Consider the following 22,914-nt stretch of genomic DNA (forward strand, 5'->3'; position numbering starts at 1 on the left):
CGGGGGAGGTCGGGATGCCACCCGCAGATCAACAATAGCACAGGCCGGAATAGACAGGCGGGAGGTATTTGGGAAGAAGAGAAGCAGGCAGCGGTTCAGGCAGACTGGTAGACCGCCCCGACCTCGGCGGCGATGATGCGGGCGATCAGCGCGCAGTCATCGAGGCTGAATGTCAGCGGCACCCGCAGATCGAGGATCCCCGCCAGCACCCGGTCCGATTCCGGCATCCGCGGCGCCTCGACGTAGCGCCAGCTGTCGTAGCGCGAGGTGAAGCCCTTCGGCTCGGCCTCGCCGAACCATTTCAGCTCCACTCCCCGCGCGGCGCAGCGCGCAACCACCTCGGCGACGCGGGTCTCGGGCCAGTCGAGCAGCAGGAACTGGAAGGAGGAGCCGACGAAATGCTCGGCCTCGGGGCGTTCGATCACCGTCAGCCCCGGTGTGCCGCGCAGCCCCGCCTCGAGGACGCGGTAGCGCTCGTTCCAGCGTTCCACCTGCGCAGCCAGGTCGCGCAGCTGCGGCCGCAGGATCGCCGCGCGCAGGTTGTCCATCCGCCCGGAGATATTGGGGGTGACGTATTTCACCCGCTCGAAGGCCTCGGGGCCCGGCGCCGCGCGGTGACGGTCGTAGAGCATGTAGGAGCCCGAGAGGATCACCGCCCGCGCCGCCAGGTCCTCGTCGTCGGTGACCAACAGCCCGCCCTCGCCCGAGTTCATGTGCTTGTAGGTCTGCGTCGAATAGGCCGCCGCCAGACCGTGCCGCCCGGAGGGCACGCCATTCCAGCTGGCCCCCATGGTATGAGCGCAATCCTCGATCACGCGGACCCCGGCCGCATCGCAGATCGCCATCAGGCGCTCCATGTCGCAGATATGCCCGCGCATGTGCGACAGCAGCAGCACCCGCGCCTGCCCCGCCTTGGCGGCGAGGTCGTCGAGATCGATGGTCAGCGCCTCGCTGACCCCGACAAAGACCGACACCGCCCCCAGCGAGGCGATGGCGCCGGGCACCGGGGCCAGGGTGAAGGCATTGGTCAGCACCGGATCGCCCGGCCGGACCCCCGCCGCCCGCAGCGCGGTGGCGATGGCATAGCCGCCCGAGGAAACCGCGAGGCAGTATTTCGCCCCGGTGAAGGCGGCGAATTCCTCTTCCAGCCGCGCCGCCTCGGCGATCTCGCCGCCGACCGTGTTATACCGGTGCAGCCGCCCGTGCCGCAGCACGGCCATGGCCGCTTCGATCCCCGCCTCGGGGATCGGCTCCTGTTGCGTGAAAACGCCGGTGAACCGCTCGCTCATGCCGACTGTCTGCGCCCGCCGCGCGGCGCGGTCAAGGCCCCAGCAGCCGCGCCACGACGTCCGGCAGCTCGTCGAAGGAGGCGATCAGCGCCTCGGGCTGCAGCGCCGCCATGTCGTCACCCGACGGCCCGAAGGTCACCAGCACCGAAGGCACCCCCGCCGCCCGCGCGGTATTGCGGTCGGTGTCGCTGTCGCCCACCAGCAGGCAGCGCGCCGGATCGCCGCCCGCCCGCCGCGCCGCCTCGCGCAGCGGCTCGGGGTCGGGCTTCCTGACCGGCAGCGTATCGGCCCCCACCAGCGAGGCGAAGGCGCCGCGCACGCCGAGGCGCGTCAGCAGCAGTTCGGCCAGCGCCTCGGGCTTGTTGGTGCAGATGCCGACGCCGATGCCGCCCGAACGCAGCGCTTCCACCGCCTCCATCGCGCCGGGATAGAGCACCGTATGGGTGTCGATCGCCTCGGCATAGGCCTCGAGCAGCACCGGGTAGTACTGGTCGACCGTGCTCGCATCGAAGAGCGTCAGCCGGTCCAGCCCCTCGCTCAGCATCCGCCGCCCGCCGCGCAGCGCGACGCCGGCATCCAGTTCGGGGTTCAGCACGTCGCCCAGCCCCATCAGGCGAAAGCAGTGGTTCGCCGCCGCAATCAGGTCCTTGGATGTATCCGCCAGCGTGCCGTCCAGATCGAAGATGACCGTGCGCATTGCCTGCTCCTCTCGGCGTCTTTCCGCCCCGCGCTGTTGCAGACTGCAAAACAGTTTGATTGCCGCCCGGCTTGCGCCTTTCCGTTCAGCGGATAAAACGGGCGAAATCCAAATTCAAAGAGAAATCACTCATGGACATCGCACTTGTCATCCTGGCTGCCGGAAAAGGCACACGGATGAACTCGGAGTTGCCGAAGGTGCTGCACCCGATCGCCCATGCCCCGATGCTGGCCCATGCCATGAGCGCGGGCGCGGCGCTGGATCCGGTCCGCACCGTGGTCGTCGCCGGCCATGGCGCCGACGAGGTGCGCGCCGCGGTGGCCCGCATCGACGAGCGCGCCGAGGTGGTGCTGCAGGACGAACAGCATGGCACCGCCCATGCCGTCGACATGGCCCGCGCGACGCTGGAAGGCTTCGAGGGCGATATCGTCGTGCTCTTCGGCGACACGCCCTTCCTGCGCCCCGAGACGCTGGAGCGCATGGCCGCCGCGCGCCAGGGCTCCGACCTGGTGGTGCTGGGCTTCGAGGCCGCCGACCCCGGCCGCTATGGCCGCCTGGTGATGGATGGTGACCGGCTCGCGCGCATCGTCGAGTTCAAGGATGCCACCGAGGCCGAGCGCGCCCTCACCTTCTGCAACAGCGGGCTGATGGCCTGCGATGCGGCCACGCTGTTCTCGCTGATCGCCGAAGTGGGCAATGCCAATGCCTCGGGCGAATACTACCTGACCGATGTGGTCGCCCTGGCCAATGCGCGCGGCCTCTCGGTCACCGCGGTGACCTGCGACGAGGCCGAGACTCTGGGCATCAACACCCGCGCCGAACTCGCCGCCGCCGAGGCCGCCTTCCAGGCCCGCGCCCGCGCCGAGCTGCTCGAGACCGGCGTCACCATGATGGCGCCCGAGACGGTCTACCTCGCGCTCGACACGGTGATCGGGCGGGACGCGGTGATCGAGCCCAACGTGGTCTTCGGCCCCGAGGTCACGGTGGAATCCGGCGCCCGCATCCGCGCCTTCAGCCATCTCGAAGGCTGCCACGTCAGCCGCGGCGCCACCGTCGGCCCCTTCGCCCGCCTGCGCCCCGGCGCGGAACTGGCCGAGGACGTGCACATCGGCAATTTCGTCGAGATCAAGAACGCCACCATCGCCGAAGGCGCCAAGGTCAACCACCTCAGCTACATCGGCGATGCCTCGGTCGGCGAAAAGAGTAACATCGGCGCGGGCACCATCACCTGCAATTACGACGGCGTCTTCAAGCACCGCACCGAGATCGGCGCGAACGCCTTCATCGGGTCGGACACCCTGCTGGTCGCCCCGGTCCGCGTCGGTCACAACGCGATGACCGCCACCGGCACCGTGGTGACGAAGGACATTCCCGACGGTGCCATGGCCATCGGTCGCACCGAGCAGGTCAACAAACCGGGCTTCGCGGTCAAGATGTTCGAAATGTTAAAGGCCAGAAAGGCCAAACAGCAGAAAGGCTGAGCAGAATGTGCGGAATTATAGGGGTCCTCAGCGACCACGAGGCCGCGCCGATCCTCGTCGAGGCGCTCAAGCGGCTCGAGTATCGCGGCTATGACAGCGCCGGCATCGCCACCATCAACGGCGGCGCGCTCGACCGCCGCCGCGCGGTCGGCAAGCTGGTCAACCTCTCCGACCTGCTGGTGCACGAGCCGCTCGCCGGCAAGGCCGGCATCGGCCACACCCGCTGGGCCACCCATGGCGCGCCCACCATCGGCAACGCCCACCCGCATCGCGCCGGGCGGGTCGCCGTAGTGCATAACGGCATCATCGAGAACTTCCGCGAGCTGCGCGCCGAACTGGCTGCGCTCGGCGTGCCCTTCACCACCGAGACCGACACCGAGACAGTGGCGCTGCTGACCGAATACCACATGTCCCAGGGCCTCGGCCCCGTCGAGGCGGTGTTCAAGACGCTCGACCGGCTCGAGGGCGCCTTCGCGCTCGCCTTCCTCTTCGATGGCGAGGATGACCTGATCGTCGCCGCCCGCAAGGGCTCGCCGCTGGCCATCGGCCACGGTGACGGCGAGATGTATGTCGGCTCCGACGCCATCGCCCTGGCGCCGCTGACCGACCGCATCACCTACCTCGAAGAGGGCGACCGCGCAGTCGTCACCCGCAAGGGCGTCGAGATCCGCGACGCTCGCGGTGCGCTGGCCAACCGGGCGATGCGCCAGATCAACATCGACAACACCCGCGTCGACAAGGCCGGCCACAAGCACTTCATGGCCAAGGAGATCGCCGAGCAGCCCCAGGTGATCGGCGAGGCGGTGAACCACTACCTGCCCGCCGGCGGCGATGCGGTCGTGCTGCCGGGCGAAGGCATCGACTTCTCGCGCGTCGAGCGGCTGACCATGGTGGCCTGCGGCACCGCCTTCTACGCCTGCCTCACCGCCAAATACTGGTTCGAACAGCTCGCCCGCCTGCCGGTCGAGGTCGATATCGCCTCGGAGTTCCGCTACCGCGAGCCGCCGGTCAGCCCCGGCACCCTGGCGCTCTTCGTCAGCCAGTCGGGTGAAACCGCCGACACTCTCGCCGCCCTGCGCTACTGCCAGGACAAGGCGGCGCAGATCGTCTCGGTGGTCAATGTCCCCGAAAGCTCGATCGCGCGCGAAAGCGACCTCGCCCTGCCGATCCATGCCGGCGTCGAGATCGGCGTCGCCTCGACCAAGGCCTTCACCTGCCAGCTGAGCGTGCTGCTGATGCTGGCGCTCAAGGCCGCCGCCGACCGCGGCACCATCTCCCCAGAGGAGCGCGCCGACCGCATCGCCGACCTGCGCGGCCTGCCCCAGGCGATCAACGCCGCGCTCGACCGCAACGACGAGATCCGCGCCGCCGCCCAACGCCTCTCCGAGGCCCGCGACGTGCTCTTCCTGGGCCGCGGCGCGATGTATCCCCTGGCGCTGGAAGGCGCGTTGAAACTCAAGGAAATCAGCTATATCCACGCCGAAGGTTACGCATCCGGCGAACTCAAGCACGGCCCTATCGCGCTGATCGACAAGCAGATGCCGGTGGTGGTCATGGCGCCGCACGACGACCTCTTCGACAAGACCGTCTCCAACATGCAGGAGGTTATGGCGCGCAAGGGCAAGGTGGTGCTGATCTCCGACGAGGCCGGTATCGCCGAAGCGCAGGAGGGCACCTGGGCCACGGTGCGGATGCCAGCCATCCACCCGTTGCTGGCCCCCATCCTCTACGCGGTGCCCGCGCAGTTGCTCGCCTACCACGCGGCGGTGGCCAAGGGCACCGATGTCGACCAGCCGAGGAACCTGGCGAAATCCGTCACCGTCGAATGACGCCGCAGAACGCCCCCGGCTTCTCTTCTTCAAAAATATCTCCGGGGGGGGCCGCCGAAGGCGGCGGGGGCAGCGCCCCCATCCGCCTCTGTCATTTGCACTTTCCCTTGAGAATGGGGGCGATGTCTTACCTGGCCGCGGCGTCTCGCGTCGGGGGCACTGCACATGGCGGTTGGACTGGGCCCCCACCCCCCGGCCGCCACGACCGTCGACCTCAGGGGTCGGTGCGGAACCGGCCGGGAAGGCGGCGCACCGCGTCCGGCGCGAAGCGGTCCCAGACCAGGTAGCTGCCCGAGGCGATCACGATCGCCACGCCCAGCAGCATCTCCCAGTCCGGCCGTTCGCCGAAGACCAGCGCGCCCAGGGCCACCATCCAGACGAACTGCAGGTTCATCAGCGGCGTCACCGTGTAGGCCGGCAGCAGCCGCAGCGCCACCACGGTCAGCCAGCGCGCCCCGAAGAGCAGCACCGCATAGACCCCCGCCAGCGCCAGGTCGGCCACCGGCATCGGCTGCCAGACGAAGGGCAGCGCCGCCGCCATCCCCAGGCAGAGCGCGAGGTTGGGCCAGAAGACCTGCGCCAGCGTGTTGCTCTCGACCTGCCCGATGCGGCGCGCCAGCACCATCGACAGCGTGCCCGAAACCGCCGCCCCCAGCGCCCAGGCATGCCCCTCGCTCGCCGTGTGCAGCCCCGACGGGAACAGGCAGAACATCCCCACGAACCCCGCTGCCAGCGCCGCCCAGGCCGCCGGGCGGACGTGCTCGCCCAGGATCGGCCCCGACATCAGCCCGGCAAGGATCGGCATCAGCCCGATGAACAGGAAGACCTCGGCAAAGGGCAGATGGCGGAAGGCCTGGAAGAAGGCCACCGCCGCCGCCACCGTCATCACCGCGCGCAGCGCCATCGCCTTCGGTCGCGCGGTGGCCAGCCCCTGCCCGCGCCAGCGCGCCGTGGCCAGGGTCAGCAAGACCACCACCGCGCCCGACAGCGCGAAGAGCTGCGGCGCGGCGTAGGAATGCGCGATCTGCTTGGTGATCGCATCGGCCAGGGCGATCAGCCCGGTGTAGAGAACGACCAGCCCGGCGCCCAGCAGCGCGCCGTTCATATTGCCACCCCCTGCAGGCCGGTGCGCGCGAAGCCGGCAAAGAAGGCGCCGAAACGCGGGCTGCTGGCCTCGGCCAAGACCAGGATGTCATGCCCGGCCTCGCTCAGCCGCGCCTCGACGTGGCGGCGCATCGCCCCCCAGTCGTCGGAACGCGCGTCCTCCAGCCCCAACATGCATTCCGACATCACCCGCAACGGCCCCGGTGCCGCCATGCCGCGATAAAAGGCCATCCGCCCCGGCGCGGTCCGCTGGCGGAACGTGTCCCGCCCCGCCACGGCCATCGCCCAATTGCAGACGAGGTAGTCGTGGTAATCGTCGCCCAGCCCCGCCTGCGGCCCGCATTCGGCGCCAAAGCGGTGGGTCTCGCCCTCCAGCCAGTGCTCCCAGATTGCCGGCGGCACCGCCCCGGCAAAGCGCTGCGCCACGCAGATTTCGGCCAGCAGGTCGGCGTTCTGGTCGAGATAGGCCAGCAACCCGGCGTATTCGAGGCTCTCCAGCGCCGCCGCCGAAAGGCCCGGATCACGCCGCCCGTATTCGCTGAGATAGAAGACGATATGGGTGAGTTCGTAGGCGGCTTTCTTGTTGGGCATGGCGAAAGTGGCGGACCGTTCGGCGAAACGATGGAGCCGCTCGGTCAGCCCGGCATCCTCGGGCAGCGCGTCGACCCCGCGCCGCAGCGTCAGCCGCCGCGCCTCGGCGCGCTGCAGGTCCGACATCTCCGCCTCGGCCAGCCCCTCGCGCGCCACCCAGGCCGCCAGCGCCTCGCCCTTGCCGCCGCCGATCCCGAGATCCTCGAGATCGAGGCAGATCGACAGCAGGAAGCGGTAATATTGCGGGAAGAAGCCCAGCCGCTTCTCGATCCGCTCGTAGAAGTCGCGATGCGGCTCCAGCACCCCGGCACCGGGGCGGACCCCGGTGCATTCGAGGATGTTCAGAAGCTCGGCGTTCTCCTTCAGCCAGAAGACATCGTCCGTGCCCCGGCGATGACTGGCAAAGCAGTCGACCAGGTGCGCAATGCGCCCCTCGCGGCCCTGCCGCGGCGAGGGGACATTCAGCCGGATCACATTTGTCATGGAATTGCTCCCGTCCAACGGCGCCAACCAAACGCCCCCCAGGTCCAGGACCGCTCCTGGACCACGCGCGCTATCAGCTGCCCGAAGTGAACAGCTCGGTGCGCTCGCCGGCCTCGACCGCGCTGGTCGAGGGGGCAGAGCCGGAGGTGAAGAGCTGGGTCCCTTCGCCGGCTGCCGCCTGCGGTGCCGAACCGGAAGTGAAGAGCTGCACGCCTTCGCCTGCCGCCACCGCCGAACCGGTCGGAGCCGAACCGGAAGTGAAGAGCTGCGTGCCTTCACCCGCCGCAACCGCCGAACCGGTCGGTGCCGAACCGGAAGTGAAGAGCTGCACGCCTTCGCCCGCCGCCACCGCCGAACCGGTCGGAGCCGAGCCGGAAGTGAAGAGCTGCGTGCCCTCACCCACCGCAACCGCCGAACCGGTCGGAGCCGAACCGGAAGTGAAGAGCTGCGTGCCCTCACCCGCCGCAACCGCCGAACCGGTCGGAGCCGAACCGGAGGTGAACAGCTGGGTGCCCTCGCCGGCGCTCATCGCGGTGTCCGCCGGAGCCGAACCCGAGGTGAACAGGCCGGACAGGTCGCCCGACAGCGCGCTGGTGGCAGCCAGCGGGGCCGAGCCGGAGGTGAAGAGCTGGGTGGCATCGCCATCAAGCAGGCTGGCGCCACGGGCGACGGAAGCATCGAGTTCGAAAGCGAATTTGCGAAGTGCAGTCATGGTGAAAATCCCCAGGTTTGGTGTTAAGCGCCATTCACGCTTTCATCCCAGACGAGAAACTCAAGATAAAATTTCTACTCAGGGGTGTGATCCGAACGAGTTATCCACATCAGAATCGCGGACCAAATTCGCCTCGCTGCACTCTTCCAGATTCTGGAAGGACCGTTAAAAAATTCTTATCCACAGTGCATTTTGTGTCGGCGCAGCGGCATTTCTGATGCGAAGTCATGCGCTCCCGGCCCCTGTTCGACGCGCCAGAGGGGGCGCCCGACCCCGAATCGTACCGTGCCTGACGCGAATCGGCGGGAAGGGAGTGCTTGCCCCCGCCCCCCTCATGGGCGATAGATCGGGCACCTCCCTCCAGCCGGACGACGCCCATGAAGATCGCCACCTTCAACATCAACGGCATCAAGGCCCGCGCCCAAGCGCTGCCCGACTGGCTGGACGCGACGCAGCCCGACGTGGTGCTGCTGCAAGAGATCAAATCGGTCGACGAGGCCTTCCCGACCGAGCTGTTCGAGGACCGCGGCTACAATGTCGCCACCCATGGGCAGAAGTCCTTCAACGGCGTGGCCATCCTGTCGAAGCTGCCGCTCGAGGACGTCAGCCGCGGCCTGCCCGGCGACGACGAGGACGACCACGCCCGCTGGATCGAGGCCACCGTGGTCGGCAAGACCGCCCTGCGCCTCTGCGGGCTCTACCTGCCCAACGGCAACCCGGCGCCAGGGCCCAAGTTCGACTACAAGCTGGCCTGGATGGAGCGCCTGCGCCACCGCGCGAAGGATCTGCTGGCCAATGAAGAGGTCGCGCTGATGGCCGGCGACTACAACATCATCCCCCAGGCCGAGGACGCCGCCCGCCCCGAGGCCTGGCGCGAGGATGCGCTGTTCCGCCCGGAATCCCGCGCCGCCTTCCATCGCATCCAGAACCTCGGCTTCACCGAGGCCTTCCGCGCCCGCACTCCCGGCCCTGGCCACTACAGCTTCTGGGACTACCAGGCCGGCGCCTGGAACCGCAACGACGGCATCCGCATCGACCACTTCCTGCTGACACCGCAATGCGCCGACCTGCTGCTCGACGCCGGCATCGACAAGGAGGTGCGCGGCGGCGAGAAACCCTCCGACCACGTGCCGGTCTGGGTCGAACTCGATCTCTGAGCCTCCCTTGCGCCCCCGCGCGCGCAGGCTTACATTTTGTCACAAGACCGCAAGGAGACCCGCCATATGGCCATGCAAGCCCACGAGATCGAGGATCTCATCCGCGCGAGCTTCCCCTCGGCCCGGATCACAATCACCGATCTGGCCGGCGACGGGAACCACTACGCGGCCGAAGTGATCGACGAGAGCTTCCGTGGCCTCAACCGCGTCCAGCAGCAGCGCGCCGTCTACGCCGCGCTCAAGGGCCGGATGGACGGGCCCTCGGGCGACCTTCACGCGCTGGCGCTGACCACCAAGGCGCCGGACTGAGACACCAGACCACCGGCGCAACCGCGCCACCGGAGACCATCATGACCGATACCACCACCCAGATCGCCGAAACCATCGCCGCCAACGACGTGGTGCTCTACATGAAGGGCACCAAGGAAATGCCGCAATGCGGCTTCTCCAGCCGTGTCGCCGGCGTGCTCAACTACATGGGCGTGAACTTCAAGGACGTGAACGTCCTGGCCGACGCCGACCTCCGCCAGGGCATCAAGGACTTTTCCGACTGGCCGACCGTGCCCCAGCTCTACGTCAAGGGCGAATTCGTCGGCGGCTGCGACATCGTCACCGAGATGACACTCTCCGGCGAACTCGACACGCTGTTCGATGCCAAGGGCGTCTCCTACGACAAGGACGCCGCCAACAAGATCCGCGAAGCCAACGGCTGAGCCTCACCGACGCGCTCCCGCGCCTGAAACGGCTGCCTCCTGCGAGGCAGCCGTTCTTGCTTGGGCCCGGCGCCGCGCTCGCGCGCGGCGCGGTCGGCGCACTATCCTGCTGTTGTACCCGGAACGGGCCGGTGCTTTGGAGTATTTGGAAAGAGAAGAAGCCCAAGTGCGCGGTCTTTCTTCGCGTGCGCTGCGCCGCGCGTCAGCGCGGCGCCCGGCCCAAGGCCTGGCGTGGCATCGCCAGATGCCGCGCCAGGGGGCGGGAGCGCCTCAGTCGGCGGCCTTTTCCTCGACCGAGGCCGCCAGCGCCTCGGCCCGCGCGGCCAGTTCGGCCAGTGTCTCGGCCACCATCGGCGGCACGATCGGCACCTCGATCTTCTGCACCGGCACCTCGGTGTCGCGCAGCTGTTCCAGTTCCGCCTGCCGCTCGGCCAGCTTCGCCTCCAGCTCGCGGATCCGGTCCTCGCTGGCCGCCGTCTTGTCGGCGAGCATCAGCCCCGCCATCAGCAGCATCCGGCTCTCGGGCATCCGGCCGATCTGGTCGGACAGCACCTGCGCCTCGTCATCTAGCATCCGCGCCGCCGACTGCAGGTAGCTCTCCTCGCCCTCCTGGCACGAGACATCGAAGGACCGCCCGCCGATATGGATCGTCACCTCCGGCATCACGCGCCCTCCCCGTTCACCTGCGCCGCCTCGAGCAGCGGCTCCAGCTTGGCCAGCACCGCCGCCGCCTCGGCGGCATCCGCCGCGCGGCTGGCGCGCAGCGCCTCGAGTTCAGCCAGCATCGCCTTGTTGATGAGATGCGGCTCGCCCACGCCGGCCTCGTTGGCCGCGCGCAGCGCCGCGTTCGAGCTGCGCAGCTGGTCGTTGGCTTGCCGCAGCCGCTGGATATCCATGTCGAGCCGCGCCATCGCCGCGTCCTGCGCGTCGAGCCGCGCCTGCAGCTTGTCCCGCTCCGAGGTATCGGCCAGCTGTTCCTTCAGCGCGCCGATCTCGTCGAAATGCTTGATGTTGAGCGCCCGCAGCCGCTCCTTCAGCTGGGCATTGGCCAGCTTCTCCTCCTCCAGCGCCTCGGTCAGCGACTCGACGCTGCCGCCGTCCTGCGCCTTGTCCAGCCGCTCGACCCCGGCGGCGATACGGTCCATCGCGGCCGCCAGCCGGTGTTGAAGGTCTTCGATATCTTTCATGCCCCGTCTCCCGCCCTTCGCGCCAGCCCCGTGGGATCCCTGCGCCGAATCGGTGTTCTGCACAATTTGTAGCAGTCTATCGACCTGCTCCGCAAATTTCTGCTCTTTAGAATTCAGGGGCTTGCGCCGCGCTCCTCAAGTCGCATCCGGCGGGCATCCGCCTATTGCTTGATCTTTGGCTGGCGGCTGCTATTCACCCAGCGACCCAAACACAACCACGAAGGAACCGCTGCCGTGGACACCAAGCCGGATCTCACTGCCATTGCCGCCGCCCATCCCGACCACTGGGCCAAGGCGACCGCCATCCGCGCGCTGACGCTGGATGCGGTGCATGCCGCCAATTCGGGGCACTCGGGCATGCCGATGGGGATGGCCGATGTCGCCACGGTTCTCTTTGAAAAACATCTGAAATTCGACGCCTCCGCGCCGAACTGGCCGGACCGCGACCGCTTCATCCTCTCCGCCGGCCACGGCTCGATGCTGCTCTATTCGCTGCTCTACCTCACCGGCTACCCGGAGATGACGCTCGACCAGATCAAGAACTTCCGCCAGTGGGGCGCGATCACCGCCGGCCACCCGGAATACGGCCATGCGCCGGGGATCGAGACGACAACCGGCCCGCTGGGCCAGGGCATCGCCAATTCGGTGGGCTTCGCCATCGCAGAAGAGATCCAGCGCGCCCGCTTCGGCCGCAAGCTGGTCGACCATTATACCTATGTGATCGCCGGTGACGGCTGCCTGATGGAAGGCGTGAGCCAGGAGGCGATCTCGCTCGCCGGCCGCCTGCGCCTGTCGCGGCTGATCGTGCTCTGGGACAACAACAACATCACCATCGACGGCTCGGTCGATATCGCCGATGCCACCGACCAGGTCGCGCGCTTCCGCGCCTCGGGCTGGCAGGTGATCTCGATCGACGGCCATGACCCCGAGCAGATCGACGCCGCGCTGACAAAGGCCAAGGCCTCGAAGAAGCCGACCATGATCGCCTGCAAGACGCATATCGCCCTCGGCCACGCCGCGCAGGACACCTCCAAGGGCCACGGCGCGCTGACCGACGCGGGCCAGATGGCCGCCGCCAAGGCCGCCTACGGCTGGACCACCGGCCCCTTCGAAGTGCCGGCCGCGACCAAGGCCGCCTGGGAAGCCATCGGCAAGCGCGGCGCCGCCGCCCATGCCGACTGGCAGGCCCGCCTTGCCGAACAGGGCGAACGCCGCCAGGCCGAGTTCAACCGCATCTTCGCCCGCGAAGTGCCCAAGAAGCTCACCGCGACGATCAACGCGCTGAAGAAGCAGGCCAGCGAAACGGCGCCCAAGATCGCCACCCGCACCAGCTCGGAGCGCGTGCTCGAGGTGGTCAACCCGATCCTGCCGGAAACCGTCGGCGGTTCGGCCGACCTCACCGGCTCGAACAACACCAAGACCGCCGATCTCGGCATCTTCCTGCCCGAGAACCGCAAGGGCCGCTACATCCACTACGGCATCCGCGAACACGGCATGGCGGCGGCGATGAACGGCATGGTCCTGCACGGCGGCGTCCGGCCCTACGGCGGCACCTTCATGTGCTTCACCGACTACGCCCGCCCCTCGATGCGCCTCGCCGCGCTGATGAAGATCCCGACCGTCTTCGTGATGACCCACGACAGCATCGGCCTGGGCGAAGACGGCCCGACCCACCAGCCGGTCGAGCACCTGGCGATCTCCCGCGCGACGCCCAACACCTGGGTCTTCCGCCCCGCCGATACCGTCGAGACCGCCGAGGCCTGGGAACTGGCGCTGACCTCGACCGAGACCCCCTCGGTCCTCTCGCTCACCCGCCAGAACGTGCCCACCGTCCGCACCGAGCACAAGCGTGACAACCTGACCGCCAAGGGCGCCTATGTGCTCTCCCCCTCCGAGGGCAAGGCCCAGGCCATCCTGATCGCCACCGGCTCCGAGGTCTCCATCGCGCTCGAGGCACAGAAGACCCTGCAGGCCGAAGGCATCGCCACCCGCGTCGTCTCGATGCCCTGCATGGAACTTTTCGCCCAGCAGGACGAGGCCTACCGCCGCAAGGTGCTGCCCACCGGCCCCGTCCGCGTCGGCATCGAGGCCGCGGTCCAGCAGGGCTGGGACCGCTGGCTCTGCGGTGAAGGCGGGCGCGACACCAAGTCGGGCTTCATCGGGATGACCGGTTTCGGCGCCTCTGCCCCGGCCGGCACGCTTTACGAAAAGTTCGGCATCACCGCGGCGGCAACCGTCGCCAAGGTCAAGGAACTGCTCGGCTAAGCTCGGGCACGGCCGCAGCCAGCCCCGGCTGGCTGCGCGCCTTCATCCAGTCCCAACCCCAGATCAGCGCCAGCAGGATCATCGCCTGCACCGCAATCGGGACATCCGCGCCCAACGGCGCGAGCATCACGCCGCAGATCACGCCATACGGCAGGCAGACCACCGCGACCCGCGCCACCAGCCGCGCTGTCGCCGCCGGCCCGCGCACAGCCACCAGCGCCCGCAGCGGTCGAACCAGGTAGCGCCATAACCCCCAGCCCATCACGCTCAGCGCCAGGCCGATCCAGAACACCGCCGGTGCCACCGCGCCCTGCACCTCGGCGCGTTCCTCGGCCCAGGCCAGCCAGAACAGCCCGCCCAGGGCGAACCCCATGCCGGCGACAAGGCAACTTCTCAGCCGGTCGGCAGCGCGCAGTGCAGGATCTTCGGACATCGTCGGGCCTCGCACGTGGAAGGCCCCCAGCCTGACGCCGAAATATGGCGCCAAGATGGCCGCTCAATGCGCCGCCGGCGCGCCTTTCCCGGTGACCAGGCCCCAGAGCGGCACGAGCACCTTGGTTGCCACCGGGATCAGCAGCAGCCCCAGCGCCACGCCGAAGACGCCGTCGAAGGCTGCCGTGACCGCCCATTGCACGAAGCCCTGCGCCTGCCCCACCGCCTGAGCCGCCGCCTCGGCGACATGGTGGATCCAGTCATAGGGCGCGTGCCAGCCCAGCTCGCCCGCCCCGTGTATGATGATCGACCCGCCGACCCAGAGCATCGCCGCCGTGCCCACCACGCTCAGCACCTTCATAAGCACCGGCATCGCCTTGACGATCCCGCGCCCCAGACTGCGCGTCAACCCCAGCCGCCCAACCTCGGCCAGATGCAGCCCGATGTCGTCCATCTTCACGATCAGCGCGACCGAGCCGTAGACCACCACCGTGATCCCGATACCAACCAGCGCAAGCGTCGCGGCCTCCATCCAGATGTTGCTCGGCGGGATCGCCGCCAACGCGATGGTCATGATCTCGGCCGAGAGGATGAAATCCGTCTTGATCGCACCGGCGGCCTTCTCCTCCTCCAGATGCGCCGGATCGCCCGGCTTGTCCTCGGGAAACACCTCGTGTTGGTCCGAGGGGAACAACGCGTGCCAGATCTTCTCGGCCCCCTCGAAACACAGATAGGCCCCGCCGAGCATCAGCAGCGGCGAGATCAGCCAGGGCGCGAAGGTGGTCAGCAGCAGCCCCGCCGGCAGCAGGAACACCAGCTTGTTCTTCAGGCTTCCCTTGGTGATCTTCCAGATGATCGGCAACTCGCGGCTGGCGGCAAAGCCATGCACGTATTTCGGCGTCACCGCCGCGTCGTCGATCACCGCGCCCGCCGCCTTGGCCCCCGCCTTGGCCGCCTGCCCCGCGATATCGTCGACCGAGGCCGCCGCCACCTTGGCGATTCCGGCCACGTCGTCCAGCAGCGCCAGCAGACCACTCATGAGCTTATCCTCTTGCTTTCCGTTTCGCGGAACGGTTCAATATCCTTCATTCAACCTAATCTATTCGCTGAACACGGCAACCGTTAGCGCAACCTCGGCAAGTTTGCGCTAACATCTTATAAATGCGTCGCTTTTCTGCTTTAGGGTCACGCCAAGCCCGGCTATATCGGCCACAATCCAGCTGTTTCGGAGTCGCTTGTCATGACCATCAATGTCGGTATCAACGGATTCGGCCGCATCGGCCGCTGCACCCTGTCTCACATCGCATCCAGCGGGCGCAACGACATTCGCGTGGTCAAGGTCAATGCAACCGGCCCGATCGAAACCGCCGCCCACCTGATGCGCTACGACTCCGTGCACGGCCGCTACCCCCATGACATCCGCGTCGGCAACGGCACGATGGACCTCGGCCGCGGCGAGATCGAGGTGATGTCGACCTACAAGCTGGACGAGCTCGACTGGTCGGGCTGCGACGTCGTCCTGGAATGCACCGGCAACTTCAACGACGGCAACAAGGCCAGCGCCCACCTGGAGCGCGGCGCCAAGTCGGTTCTGATCTCGGCCCCCGCCAAGAATGTTTCCAAGACCGTGGTCTTCGGCGTCAACCACAATGCCCTGACCCGCGCCGACAACATGGTGTCGAATGGCTCCTGCACCACCAACTGCCTGGCGCCGCTGGCCAAGGTGCTCGACGAGGCCTTCGGCATCGAACACGGCATCATGACCACGATCCACAGCTACACCGGCGACCAGCCGACGCTGGACCGCCGTCACTCCGACCTCTACCGCGCCCGCTCGGCGGCGATGGCGATGATCCCGACCTCGACCGGCGCCGCCAAGGCGCTTGGCGAGGTGCTGCCGAACCTCAAGGGCAAGCTCGACGGCTCCGCCGTCCGCGTGCCGACGCCGAACGTCTCGGCCGTCGACCTCACCTTCCGCGCCAGCCGCGATGTGACCGCCGAAGAGGTGAACGCCGCCGTGGCCGCGGCCGCCAAGGGCTCGATGGGCAAGGTGCTGGCTTATGACCCCGAGCCGAAGGTCTCGATCGACTTCAACCACACCGAGGAAAGCTGCATCTTCGCCCCCGACCAGACCCGCGTTGTCGGCGACCGCATGGTGCGCGTGCTGGCCTGGTATGACAACGAATGGGGCTTCTCGGTCCGCATGGCCGACGTCGCCGTGGTGATGGGCCGCCTGCAGGACTGATCCTGCCCGCAGCTGCAAGCTTGTGAGCGCGCCTCCCTTCGGGCATACCGGGGGAGGCGCAATCGTTTGAGGCGACATGACCAACAAGCTCGCCCTGATACTGGCAATCCTGATCTGCCTCGCCGCGCTGATCGACGCCGTCTTCTACGGCTCGCAGCACTTCATCTTTCTTGGCAAGAAGTTGTTCCAGCTGCTCGACTGGGTCGCCTTCTGGCGCTGAGGCGCGCAGCCTGACCCGCGCAGGGCACAGGGTCACAGGCGGGCGCATTGCGCACCGCCGCGTCGTTTTTCGGGTTGGGAAAGGCCCTAGGTGCAAGGGCCCGCTGCCGCGAAGTCTCAGGCCAGATCAGGCGCAAAAAGCGTGTCCCGGGAGCACTCCCTCCGAAAGCCAAGCATATTCAGATACTTGCCCCCCCGTCCTAGCTGGGACGCTATACGCCGAGCCGTTCCTTGAGTGCTTGATGGACCGCCGCGGGCACGAATTTCGACACATCGCCCCCCAGCCGCGCGATCTCTTTCACCAGCTTGCTGGCAATCGCTTGCCGCTTGGCATCGGCCATCAGGAAGACCGTCTCGACCTTGTCATCCAGCGCCCGGTTCATGCCGACCATCTGGAATTCATACTCGAAGTCCGCCACGGCCCGCAGCCCCCGGATAATGATCTGCGCGCCCACATCGTTGGCACAGTCGATCAGCAGGTTCTCGAAGGGATGCACCACGATCTCGCAGCCGGTCTGGCGGGCCAGTTCCCCGCATTCCGCCTCGATCATCCCGACACGCTCTTCCAGGCTGAACAGCGGCCCCTTGTCGCGGTTGATCGCCACACCGATCACCAGCTTGTCGACCAGCACGGTCGCCCTCCGGATGATGTCGGTATGCCCGAAAGTGATCGGGTCAAACGTCCCCGGATAAAGCCCTACCCGCATGGCACCCTCCTGCCGCCTCGTTTTTCCCGAGCCTGAAAACACCAGACGAAAGAAAATTGCAAGGCCGCGCCCGGTCAGTGCCCCATGATCATGCCTTCCAGCGCGCGTTTCTCCATGGTGAGCTCGGAAAGCTGCGCCTTCACCGCATCGCCCTGGGTCACCAGCCCCACCAGCTGCCCCTCCTCGACAACCGGCATATGGCGGAACCGCCCCTCGGTCATCTGGGTCAGCAGCTCCTGAACAGTCGTGTCACCAGTACAGGTCACCAGCTTGCGGGTCATGTATTCGCTGACCGGTTTCTCCATGCAGACCACCCCGACCTGCGCCAGCTCGCGCACGATGTCGCGCTCGGAGAGGATCCCGATCGCCGTCTTGCCGTCATCGTCGGACACCACCAGCGAACCGATCCGGTTCGCGGCCAGTATCCTGGCCGCCTCCGCCACGGTCGCGGCCGACGTGATCGTCAGCACACCGGGCTTCGCTTTGGACTTGAGGATTTGCTGAACCAACATCGGGCGACCTCCGAAAGAAAGTTTCAATAAGTCCAGCGTCGTCGCAATGTTACGTCAAGTCAAGTCAGCGCTTCCAGACGAGCGACTTCCTCGCGCACCGCCTCGCTCAGCCGAGCCGCCAGCCGGTTCAGCCGCGCGCTGCGCTGGTCGCCCTGGTGCCGCACGAGATAGAAGCTGCGGCGGAAGCCGATCCGGTCGGCGAGAACCTTGACCAGCCCCGGATGCGAGGGCAGCGCAAAGTCGTGGGCCACGCAGAACCCGGCCCCATGTTCGGCCAGCCGCAGTTGCACCGGGACCGAGTTCGAGGCCAGCGGCACCCGCGCCAGGCCCAGCTCGGCGAGATAGTCGAGTTCGGCGTCGAAGATCATCTCGGGGATATAGCCGACCATGCGCACATCGCGCAGCTGGGCAACGTCGGTGAGTTCGCCCAGGGCCTCCACCTGCCCCGCCTCGCCCACCAGGTGCAGGTGATAGTCTGTGATCTTCTGCACCAGCAGCTGCCCGGCGGTTGGCGGGCTGACGGTGATCGCCATGTCGGCCTCCCGCCGGCTGAGGTTCACCACCCGCGGCAACGCGACGATCTGGATGTCGAGATCGGGGTTCTCGGCGCTGATCGCCGCGCAGATCTGCGGCAGCAGATAGTTCGCGCAACCATCCGGCGCGCCGATGCGGAAACTGCCGGTCAGGCTCTCCGACGGGCCGGTCAGCGCATCAAGGCCGGCCCGCATGGCCTGCTCGGCCGCCTCGGAATGGGTCAGCAGCCGCTCGCCCGCGGCGCTCAGCGCGTAGCCCTGCGGCGACTTCACGAAGAGTGGTACCTCGAGCGCCGCCTCGAGCCGGGCGACGCGCCGGCCCACGGTCGCCGGGTCCATCCGCAGGACGCGCCCTGCCCCCGAGAGGCTTTCTTCCCGCGCGACGGCGAGAAACACGCGAAGATCATCCCATTGCGGCTCCATCCCGCCCCCTTTGCAGTTTCGCAAAACTCTTTTGATTTCTTGCCCCTGTTCATGGGATTTCTGCAAGCCTATCCTGCGCCCGACCTGAGAAGCCGGAGGAACGAGGCAATGAAGGAACTCACGCATTACATCGGTGGCGAACATGTGAAGGGCACGTCTGGCCGCTTTGCCGACGTCATGAACCCGGCCACGGGCGAAGTGCAGGCCAAGGTGCCGCTGGCCTCGGAAGCCGAAGTCGCCAAGGCCGTCGAGATCGCCGCCAAGGCACAGCCGGCCTGGGCCGCGACCAACCCGCAGCGCCGCGCCCGCGTGCTGATGAAGCTGGTCAACCTGCTGAACCGCGACATGGACAAGCTGGCCGAGGCGCTGAGCCGCGAACACGGCAAGACCCTGCCCGACGCCGCCGGCGACGTGCAGCGCGGCCTGGAAGTCGTGGAATACTGCATCGGCGCGCCGCAGATGCTGAAGGGCGAGTTCACCGACAGCGCCGGCCCCGGCATCGACATGTATTCGATGCGCCAGCCACTGGGCGTCACCGCCGGCATCACGCCGTTCAACTTCCCCGCCATGATCCCGATGTGGATGTTCGCCCCGGCCATTGCCTGCGGCAACGCCTTCATCCTGAAGCCGTCCGAGCGCGATCCCTCGGTGCCGCTGATGCTCGCCGAACTCGCCGAGGAAGCCGGCCTGCCCAAGGGCATCCTGCAGGTGGTGAACGGTGACAAGGTCGCGGTGGACGCGATCCTGCACGATCCGGTGATCCAGTCGATCGGCTTTGTCGGCTCGACCCCGATCGCGCAGTACATCTACTCGACCGGCTGCGCGAACGGGAAGCGGGTGCAGTGCTTCGGCGGCGCCAAGAACCATATGATCATCATGCCCGACGCCGACATGGACCAGGCAGCCGATGCGCTGGTGGGCGCCGGCTATGGTGCGGCAGGCGAACGCTGCATGGCGATCTCGGTTGCGGTTCCGGTCGGCGACAAGACAGCCGATGCGCTGATCGAGAAGCTGGTGCCGCGCATCGAGAAGCTGAAGGTCGGCCCCTATACCGGTGGCAAGGACGTCGATTACGGCCCGGTGGTCACCGCAGCCGCCAAGGCCAATATCGAGCGCCTGGTGCAGTCGGGTGTCGACCAGGGCGCCAAGCTGGTGGTCGATGGCCGCGGCTTCAAGCTGCAGGGCTACGAGGATGGCTTCTTCGTCGGTCCGCACCTCTTCGACAACGTCACGCCCGACATGGACATCTACAAGCACGAGATCTTCGGGCCTGTCCTGTCGACCGTGCGCGCCAAGACCTATGAAGAGGCGCTTGGCCTGGCGATGGACCACGAATACGGCAACGGCACCGCGATCTTCACCCGCGATGGCGACACCGCCCGCGATTTCGCGGCACGGATCAACATCGGCATGGTGGGCATCAACGTTCCGATCCCGGTTCCGCTGGCCTATCACACCTTCGGGGGCTGGAAGAAATCGGTCTTCGGCGACCTCAACCAGCACGGACCCGACGCCTTCAAGTTCTACACCCGCACCAAGACGGTCACCGCGCGCTGGCCGAGCGGGCTGAAGGAAGGCGGCGAGTTCCATTTCAAGCCGATGGATTGATATTCTCCGGCGGGTCACATTCGAATTCCCGCATGAGTTGAGTGTGAGGGCGGCTTCGGCCGCCCTTTCCGTTTCCGGCTTCGGCGGAGAGTGCTTGGTGGTCAGCCGATTTAGTTAACCCAAAAGTTGGCTATGAAATTTCCTGCATAATTAAGAAAAGCTGCGCTCGAGAAATGGAAATAGAAGCCAAGATCCGGCCGCAAGGTCTTACATTCCATTTCCGATAGATATTAATCCCGGACGCACCACTTCACATTCCAAATTCACAAGTCAATTTTTAATTGCGCATGCAAAGCTCGGTACAACCGCAAGGAAAACGGCACTCCGGCGAACGCGTTTTGCCCGAACGTTACGGTTGATTTCTAGGCCCGACCCGTGCAGGGGATAGACAACCGGGGAACTTGCCTATGTCCGTCTCGTTCAGAATTCTCCCCTCGCGGGGTCTGGTCTATGTCCGCTACGAGGGTCACGTCGAGCTGGCATCCTCCTTCACCGCCTTTGGTGAATACATGCACCACCCGGACTTCCGTCCGGGGCAGAAGCAACTTGTCGACCTGTCCCGAGTGACCGGCTTCGAGCGCGACTACACCAAGCTCTTCAGCCTGCAGGCGCTCAAGGCGGAAGCTTTCGTGACGGGCGCGGGCCAGACCCTCGTGGTCTATTACGCCCCCAGCGAAGCGGCCCAAAGGATGTGCCAGCTCGTCACCCGCTCTTGGGCCGACCTGCCCTCGGTGATTGCCCTTGTCCAGCAGGAAGAAGCCGAGGTCCTGGCGCTTCTGGGGCAGCGCGAGAGCAGCATCGCCGAGCTTCTGGAAGTCGCGGCATGAAGCCAATGAAAAAGGGCGGCCGGAGCCGCCCTTTCATTGCATGTTTCCAACTCAGGCCTTGCGGCGGCGCTTCATGCCGGCCACGGCGCCAAGCCCGGCGATCAGAAGCAGACCGGAGGCCGGCAGCGGAACCGGCTCGGGTTCGCCGTTGCCCTCGCCGTCATCGCGGGTGTAGCTGAACTCAACCCCCTTCAGCTTGAAGGCGTCGTTCGTGTCGCAGGTATAGCTGCCAAAGTACCAGCTGCAAGTCTGCGACTGTGCACCGACGCCAAAGGACTGCGCGGTCCATTCCTGGTTGAAGGTATAGCTGCCGTAACCGCTGCCGAGAATGTCGATATTGCCGTAGTTCGCGACGACGCCCGAGGAGTCGTAGACCGAGAACGAGAAGTCGTCATCGCCATCGACGTACGAGAACCACAGCTTTTTGATGGTCACCGACTGGCTGAACTCCAGCTTGATGACTTCCGGGCCATCGCTGTCAACCATGTGGTTTTCGTTGCAGCTGCCGTTCCACTTGAGGCTGCTGCAAACGCCAAGACCCACGTCCCACTGACCCAGAGCTTGATTTGCGCCGATCGATCCGTTGCTGTTCAGCGAATGGCCCGAGGCAGTCACAGTCGGCGACGTGCCGAAGGTCATGGTCGCACCAACACCCAGCTGGCCGGCGTTACCACCGAACCAGATCGTGTCGGTGACCGTCATCGGCGCAGCCATTGCTGCCCCGCCGATAACCGCAAAAGCGGCAACTGCCGCAGCGGTAATTGAATTTTTCATTACGATTTCCCCTTTTCAATCATGAACACGCACCTTGCCCGGCAGAGAAACCTGCAAGTTCAGGCCCAAAGTGCAATCCCAAGGCACAGGTCACCGAAAAAACTAGCGACTTACCCCCGGAGGCACCATTAACCCTAATAAAACCAATTGCGCAATGGATTCCAATTGAATGATAATATTTTCAATCGAAATAATTTGTACTCAATTCAATAAACACGTATAGGTTGTAGAAATCCACGGTGACGCGGCACGACATCAGCAGCACGGGAAACAAACACTACACATTGTTTCATTTTTCAAAACAGCGAACACCAATCCGCGAATCTAAATTCGAAGAACAGAATATTATTCAGGCCGGCCCTATCGGGTCAGCTCAAAACCTCTGCGCAAGGCGGCGCCCAGGCGTTGACCCGCGCCCCGAACAAAAAAGGTGGCCCGAGAGGCCACCTCTTCATTTCGATATCTATCCGAGATCAGGTGCGGCGACGCAGCGCCATCAGGCCGAGGCCACTAATCAACAGAAGCGCGCCAGCGGGAAGCGGAACCGGTTCCGGCTCGTCCACCACAAAGCTTGCCGAAGCAGTTCGGTCCTTGAGCACCCCGTCGACACCAAAGAGGGTGATGTGCTTGATGCGGCGGCCTTTGCCCGCACCATTGGTCATGCCCAGATCTGCAGAAGTGAAGCTGTTGCCGTAGATCCCCGGCTCGAAGTACTGGGCCGTGAAATAGCTCTTGGCATGATAGGCCACGAAGGAGATTTCGTCCTCGCCTTCCCAGCTCCAGCTGCCGCTCCGACGCTTCTTCTGATCGTAGCTGACCGAGAAATCGCCAGCGCTCTTCTTCCTCTTGGCGAGACGCTCGATCTTGTAGACCGTGAAGCCTTCCTCATAGAGGTCAAGGTTACCGACCCAGCGCGTGAAGCGGGCGAGGCCAACCTTCCTGGCGTCATTCCCCTTGATGAGCGCGGAATCCGTCGCTTCAACCGTAGCTGCAGATGCTGCACCGGCCGCGCTGGTGAGCGCCGCGGCAACTATTGCGATAACTGCTCGTCTCATTCTATCGCTCCCTACTGGTTACAGGTATGACTTCGATCATCTTGGCTAGTACCTTCAGTTATTGCAACTAA

24 protein-coding genes are annotated in these 22,914 nt (G+C 66.2%); 10 read left to right on the plus strand and 14 right to left on the minus strand.

What is annotated here, in order from left to right:
* Nucleotides 1-95: 95 nt before the first annotated feature.
* Together IE266_RS11045 and IE266_RS11050 are read right to left on the minus strand one after the other, a co-directional pair.
* Nucleotides 96-1,289 (minus strand): DegT/DnrJ/EryC1/StrS family aminotransferase, encoded by a 1,194-nt coding sequence (locus IE266_RS11045; RefSeq protein ID WP_189680149.1) that lies wholly within the window; start codon nucleotides 1,287-1,289, stop codon nucleotides 96-98.
* A 31-nt stretch (nucleotides 1,290-1,320) separates the two neighbouring features.
* Complete coding sequence (locus IE266_RS11050; protein WP_189680150.1) at nucleotides 1,321-1,986, minus strand: HAD-IA family hydrolase; 666 nt, start codon at nucleotides 1,984-1,986, stop codon at nucleotides 1,321-1,323.
* A 131-nt stretch (nucleotides 1,987-2,117) separates the two neighbouring features.
* Here IE266_RS11050 and glmU point away from each other — a divergent pair, with 131 nt between their 5' ends.
* Both glmU and glmS read left to right on the plus strand, forming a co-directional pair.
* Complete coding sequence (gene glmU, locus IE266_RS11055; RefSeq protein WP_189680151.1) at nucleotides 2,118-3,467, plus strand: bifunctional UDP-N-acetylglucosamine diphosphorylase/glucosamine-1-phosphate N-acetyltransferase GlmU; 1,350 nt, start codon at nucleotides 2,118-2,120, stop codon at nucleotides 3,465-3,467.
* A gap of 5 nt (nucleotides 3,468-3,472) precedes the next feature.
* Nucleotides 3,473-5,296, plus strand: a complete 1,824-nt coding sequence (gene glmS, locus IE266_RS11060) for a glutamine--fructose-6-phosphate transaminase (isomerizing) (protein WP_189680152.1) — start codon at nucleotides 3,473-3,475, stop codon at nucleotides 5,294-5,296.
* A gap of 214 nt (nucleotides 5,297-5,510) precedes the next feature.
* On the opposite strand, the gene IE266_RS11065 is transcribed toward glmS, so the two are convergent.
* From IE266_RS11065 to IE266_RS11075, 3 genes are all read right to left on the minus strand, one after another.
* Nucleotides 5,511-6,401, minus strand: a complete 891-nt coding sequence (locus tag IE266_RS11065; RefSeq protein ID WP_189680153.1) for a DMT family transporter — start codon at nucleotides 6,399-6,401, stop codon at nucleotides 5,511-5,513.
* Nucleotides 6,398-7,474 carry a DUF6902 family protein gene (locus tag IE266_RS11070; protein WP_189680154.1) on the minus strand — a complete coding sequence of 359 codons (1,077 nt, stop codon included), beginning with the start codon at nucleotides 7,472-7,474 and terminating at the stop codon, nucleotides 6,398-6,400. Before IE266_RS11070 ends, IE266_RS11065 begins: the two co-directional genes overlap by 4 nt.
* Before the next feature lie 73 nt (nucleotides 7,475-7,547).
* On the minus strand, nucleotides 7,548-8,186 hold the full coding sequence (locus IE266_RS11075; protein ID WP_189680155.1) for a DUF6749 family protein: 639 nt from the start codon (nucleotides 8,184-8,186) through the stop codon (nucleotides 7,548-7,550).
* A gap of 377 nt (nucleotides 8,187-8,563) precedes the next feature.
* On the opposite strand from IE266_RS11075, the gene xth reads away from it, so the two are divergent.
* From xth to grxD, 3 genes are all read left to right on the plus strand, one after another.
* A complete protein-coding gene (gene xth / locus IE266_RS11080) occupies nucleotides 8,564-9,343 on the plus strand; it encodes an exodeoxyribonuclease III (RefSeq protein ID WP_189680156.1) in 780 nt (259 codons plus the stop codon).
* A 66-nt stretch (nucleotides 9,344-9,409) separates the two neighbouring features.
* Complete coding sequence (locus IE266_RS11085) at nucleotides 9,410-9,652, plus strand: BolA/IbaG family iron-sulfur metabolism protein (protein WP_189680157.1); 243 nt, start codon at nucleotides 9,410-9,412, stop codon at nucleotides 9,650-9,652.
* 41 nt (nucleotides 9,653-9,693) lie between these two features.
* Complete coding sequence (grxD, locus tag IE266_RS11090) at nucleotides 9,694-10,056, plus strand: Grx4 family monothiol glutaredoxin (RefSeq protein WP_189680158.1); 363 nt, start codon at nucleotides 9,694-9,696, stop codon at nucleotides 10,054-10,056.
* 270 nt (nucleotides 10,057-10,326) lie between these two features.
* Here grxD and IE266_RS11095 read toward each other — a convergent pair whose 3' ends face one another.
* Nucleotides 10,327-10,719: a cell division protein ZapA gene (locus IE266_RS11095; protein ID WP_189680159.1), complete on the minus strand. Its 393-nt coding sequence runs from the start codon at nucleotides 10,717-10,719 to the stop codon at nucleotides 10,327-10,329.
* On the minus strand, nucleotides 10,719-11,243 hold the full coding sequence (locus IE266_RS11100) for a hypothetical protein (RefSeq protein ID WP_189680160.1): 525 nt from the start codon (nucleotides 11,241-11,243) through the stop codon (nucleotides 10,719-10,721). Before IE266_RS11100 ends, IE266_RS11095 begins: the two co-directional genes overlap by 1 nt.
* A gap of 234 nt (nucleotides 11,244-11,477) precedes the next feature.
* Here IE266_RS11100 and tkt point away from each other — a divergent pair, with 234 nt between their 5' ends.
* Nucleotides 11,478-13,508: a transketolase gene (gene tkt / locus IE266_RS11105; protein ID WP_189680161.1), complete on the plus strand. Its 2,031-nt coding sequence runs from the start codon at nucleotides 11,478-11,480 to the stop codon at nucleotides 13,506-13,508.
* On the opposite strand, the gene IE266_RS11110 is transcribed toward tkt, so the two are convergent.
* Together IE266_RS11110 and IE266_RS11115 are read right to left on the minus strand one after the other, a co-directional pair.
* On the minus strand, nucleotides 13,489-13,941 hold the full coding sequence (locus IE266_RS11110) for a hypothetical protein (RefSeq protein ID WP_189680162.1): 453 nt from the start codon (nucleotides 13,939-13,941) through the stop codon (nucleotides 13,489-13,491). The genes tkt and IE266_RS11110 overlap by 20 nt on opposite strands.
* 63 nt (nucleotides 13,942-14,004) lie before the next feature.
* On the minus strand, nucleotides 14,005-14,979 hold the full coding sequence (locus IE266_RS11115; protein WP_189680163.1) for a DUF808 domain-containing protein: 975 nt from the start codon (nucleotides 14,977-14,979) through the stop codon (nucleotides 14,005-14,007).
* Between the two features lie 201 nt (nucleotides 14,980-15,180).
* On the opposite strand from IE266_RS11115, the gene gap reads away from it, so the two are divergent.
* Together gap and IE266_RS11125 are read left to right on the plus strand one after the other, a co-directional pair.
* Complete coding sequence (gene gap, locus IE266_RS11120; protein ID WP_189680164.1) at nucleotides 15,181-16,185, plus strand: type I glyceraldehyde-3-phosphate dehydrogenase; 1,005 nt, start codon at nucleotides 15,181-15,183, stop codon at nucleotides 16,183-16,185.
* 76 nt (nucleotides 16,186-16,261) lie between these two features.
* Nucleotides 16,262-16,405, plus strand: a complete 144-nt coding sequence (locus IE266_RS11125) for a hypothetical protein (RefSeq protein WP_189680165.1) — start codon at nucleotides 16,262-16,264, stop codon at nucleotides 16,403-16,405.
* 211 nt (nucleotides 16,406-16,616) lie between these two features.
* Here the strand turns inward: IE266_RS11125 and coaD are convergent, their stop codons facing one another.
* The 3 genes from coaD to IE266_RS11140 form a co-directional block, all read right to left on the minus strand.
* Nucleotides 16,617-17,111, minus strand: a complete 495-nt coding sequence (coaD, locus tag IE266_RS11130; protein ID WP_189680166.1) for a pantetheine-phosphate adenylyltransferase — start codon at nucleotides 17,109-17,111, stop codon at nucleotides 16,617-16,619.
* A gap of 74 nt (nucleotides 17,112-17,185) precedes the next feature.
* Nucleotides 17,186-17,623: a CBS domain-containing protein gene (locus tag IE266_RS11135; RefSeq protein ID WP_189680167.1), complete on the minus strand. Its 438-nt coding sequence runs from the start codon at nucleotides 17,621-17,623 to the stop codon at nucleotides 17,186-17,188.
* A gap of 59 nt (nucleotides 17,624-17,682) precedes the next feature.
* Entirely contained in the window at nucleotides 17,683-18,579 is an 897-nt protein-coding gene (locus IE266_RS11140; protein WP_189680168.1) for a LysR family transcriptional regulator, read from the minus strand.
* Nucleotides 18,580-18,687: 108 nt separating this feature from the next.
* On the opposite strand from IE266_RS11140, the gene IE266_RS11145 reads away from it, so the two are divergent.
* Both IE266_RS11145 and IE266_RS11150 read left to right on the plus strand, forming a co-directional pair.
* Nucleotides 18,688-20,187 carry a CoA-acylating methylmalonate-semialdehyde dehydrogenase gene (locus tag IE266_RS11145; RefSeq protein ID WP_189680169.1) on the plus strand — a complete coding sequence of 500 codons (1,500 nt, stop codon included), beginning with the start codon at nucleotides 18,688-18,690 and terminating at the stop codon, nucleotides 20,185-20,187.
* Between the two features lie 407 nt (nucleotides 20,188-20,594).
* Complete coding sequence (locus IE266_RS11150; RefSeq protein WP_189680170.1) at nucleotides 20,595-21,014, plus strand: hypothetical protein; 420 nt, start codon at nucleotides 20,595-20,597, stop codon at nucleotides 21,012-21,014.
* Nucleotides 21,015-21,065: 51 nt separating this feature from the next.
* On the opposite strand, the gene IE266_RS11155 is transcribed toward IE266_RS11150, so the two are convergent.
* On the minus strand, nucleotides 21,066-21,788 hold the full coding sequence (locus IE266_RS11155; RefSeq protein ID WP_189680171.1) for a VPLPA-CTERM sorting domain-containing protein: 723 nt from the start codon (nucleotides 21,786-21,788) through the stop codon (nucleotides 21,066-21,068).
* 473 nt (nucleotides 21,789-22,261) lie between these two features.
* Entirely contained in the window at nucleotides 22,262-22,843 is a 582-nt protein-coding gene (locus IE266_RS11160) for a VPLPA-CTERM sorting domain-containing protein (RefSeq protein WP_189680172.1), read from the minus strand.
* Nucleotides 22,844-22,914 lie beyond the last annotated feature (71 nt).

The organism is Seohaeicola zhoushanensis (genome assembly GCF_014656415.1).
Classification (GTDB): Bacteria; Pseudomonadota; Alphaproteobacteria; order Rhodobacterales; family Rhodobacteraceae; genus Seohaeicola_A; species Seohaeicola_A zhoushanensis.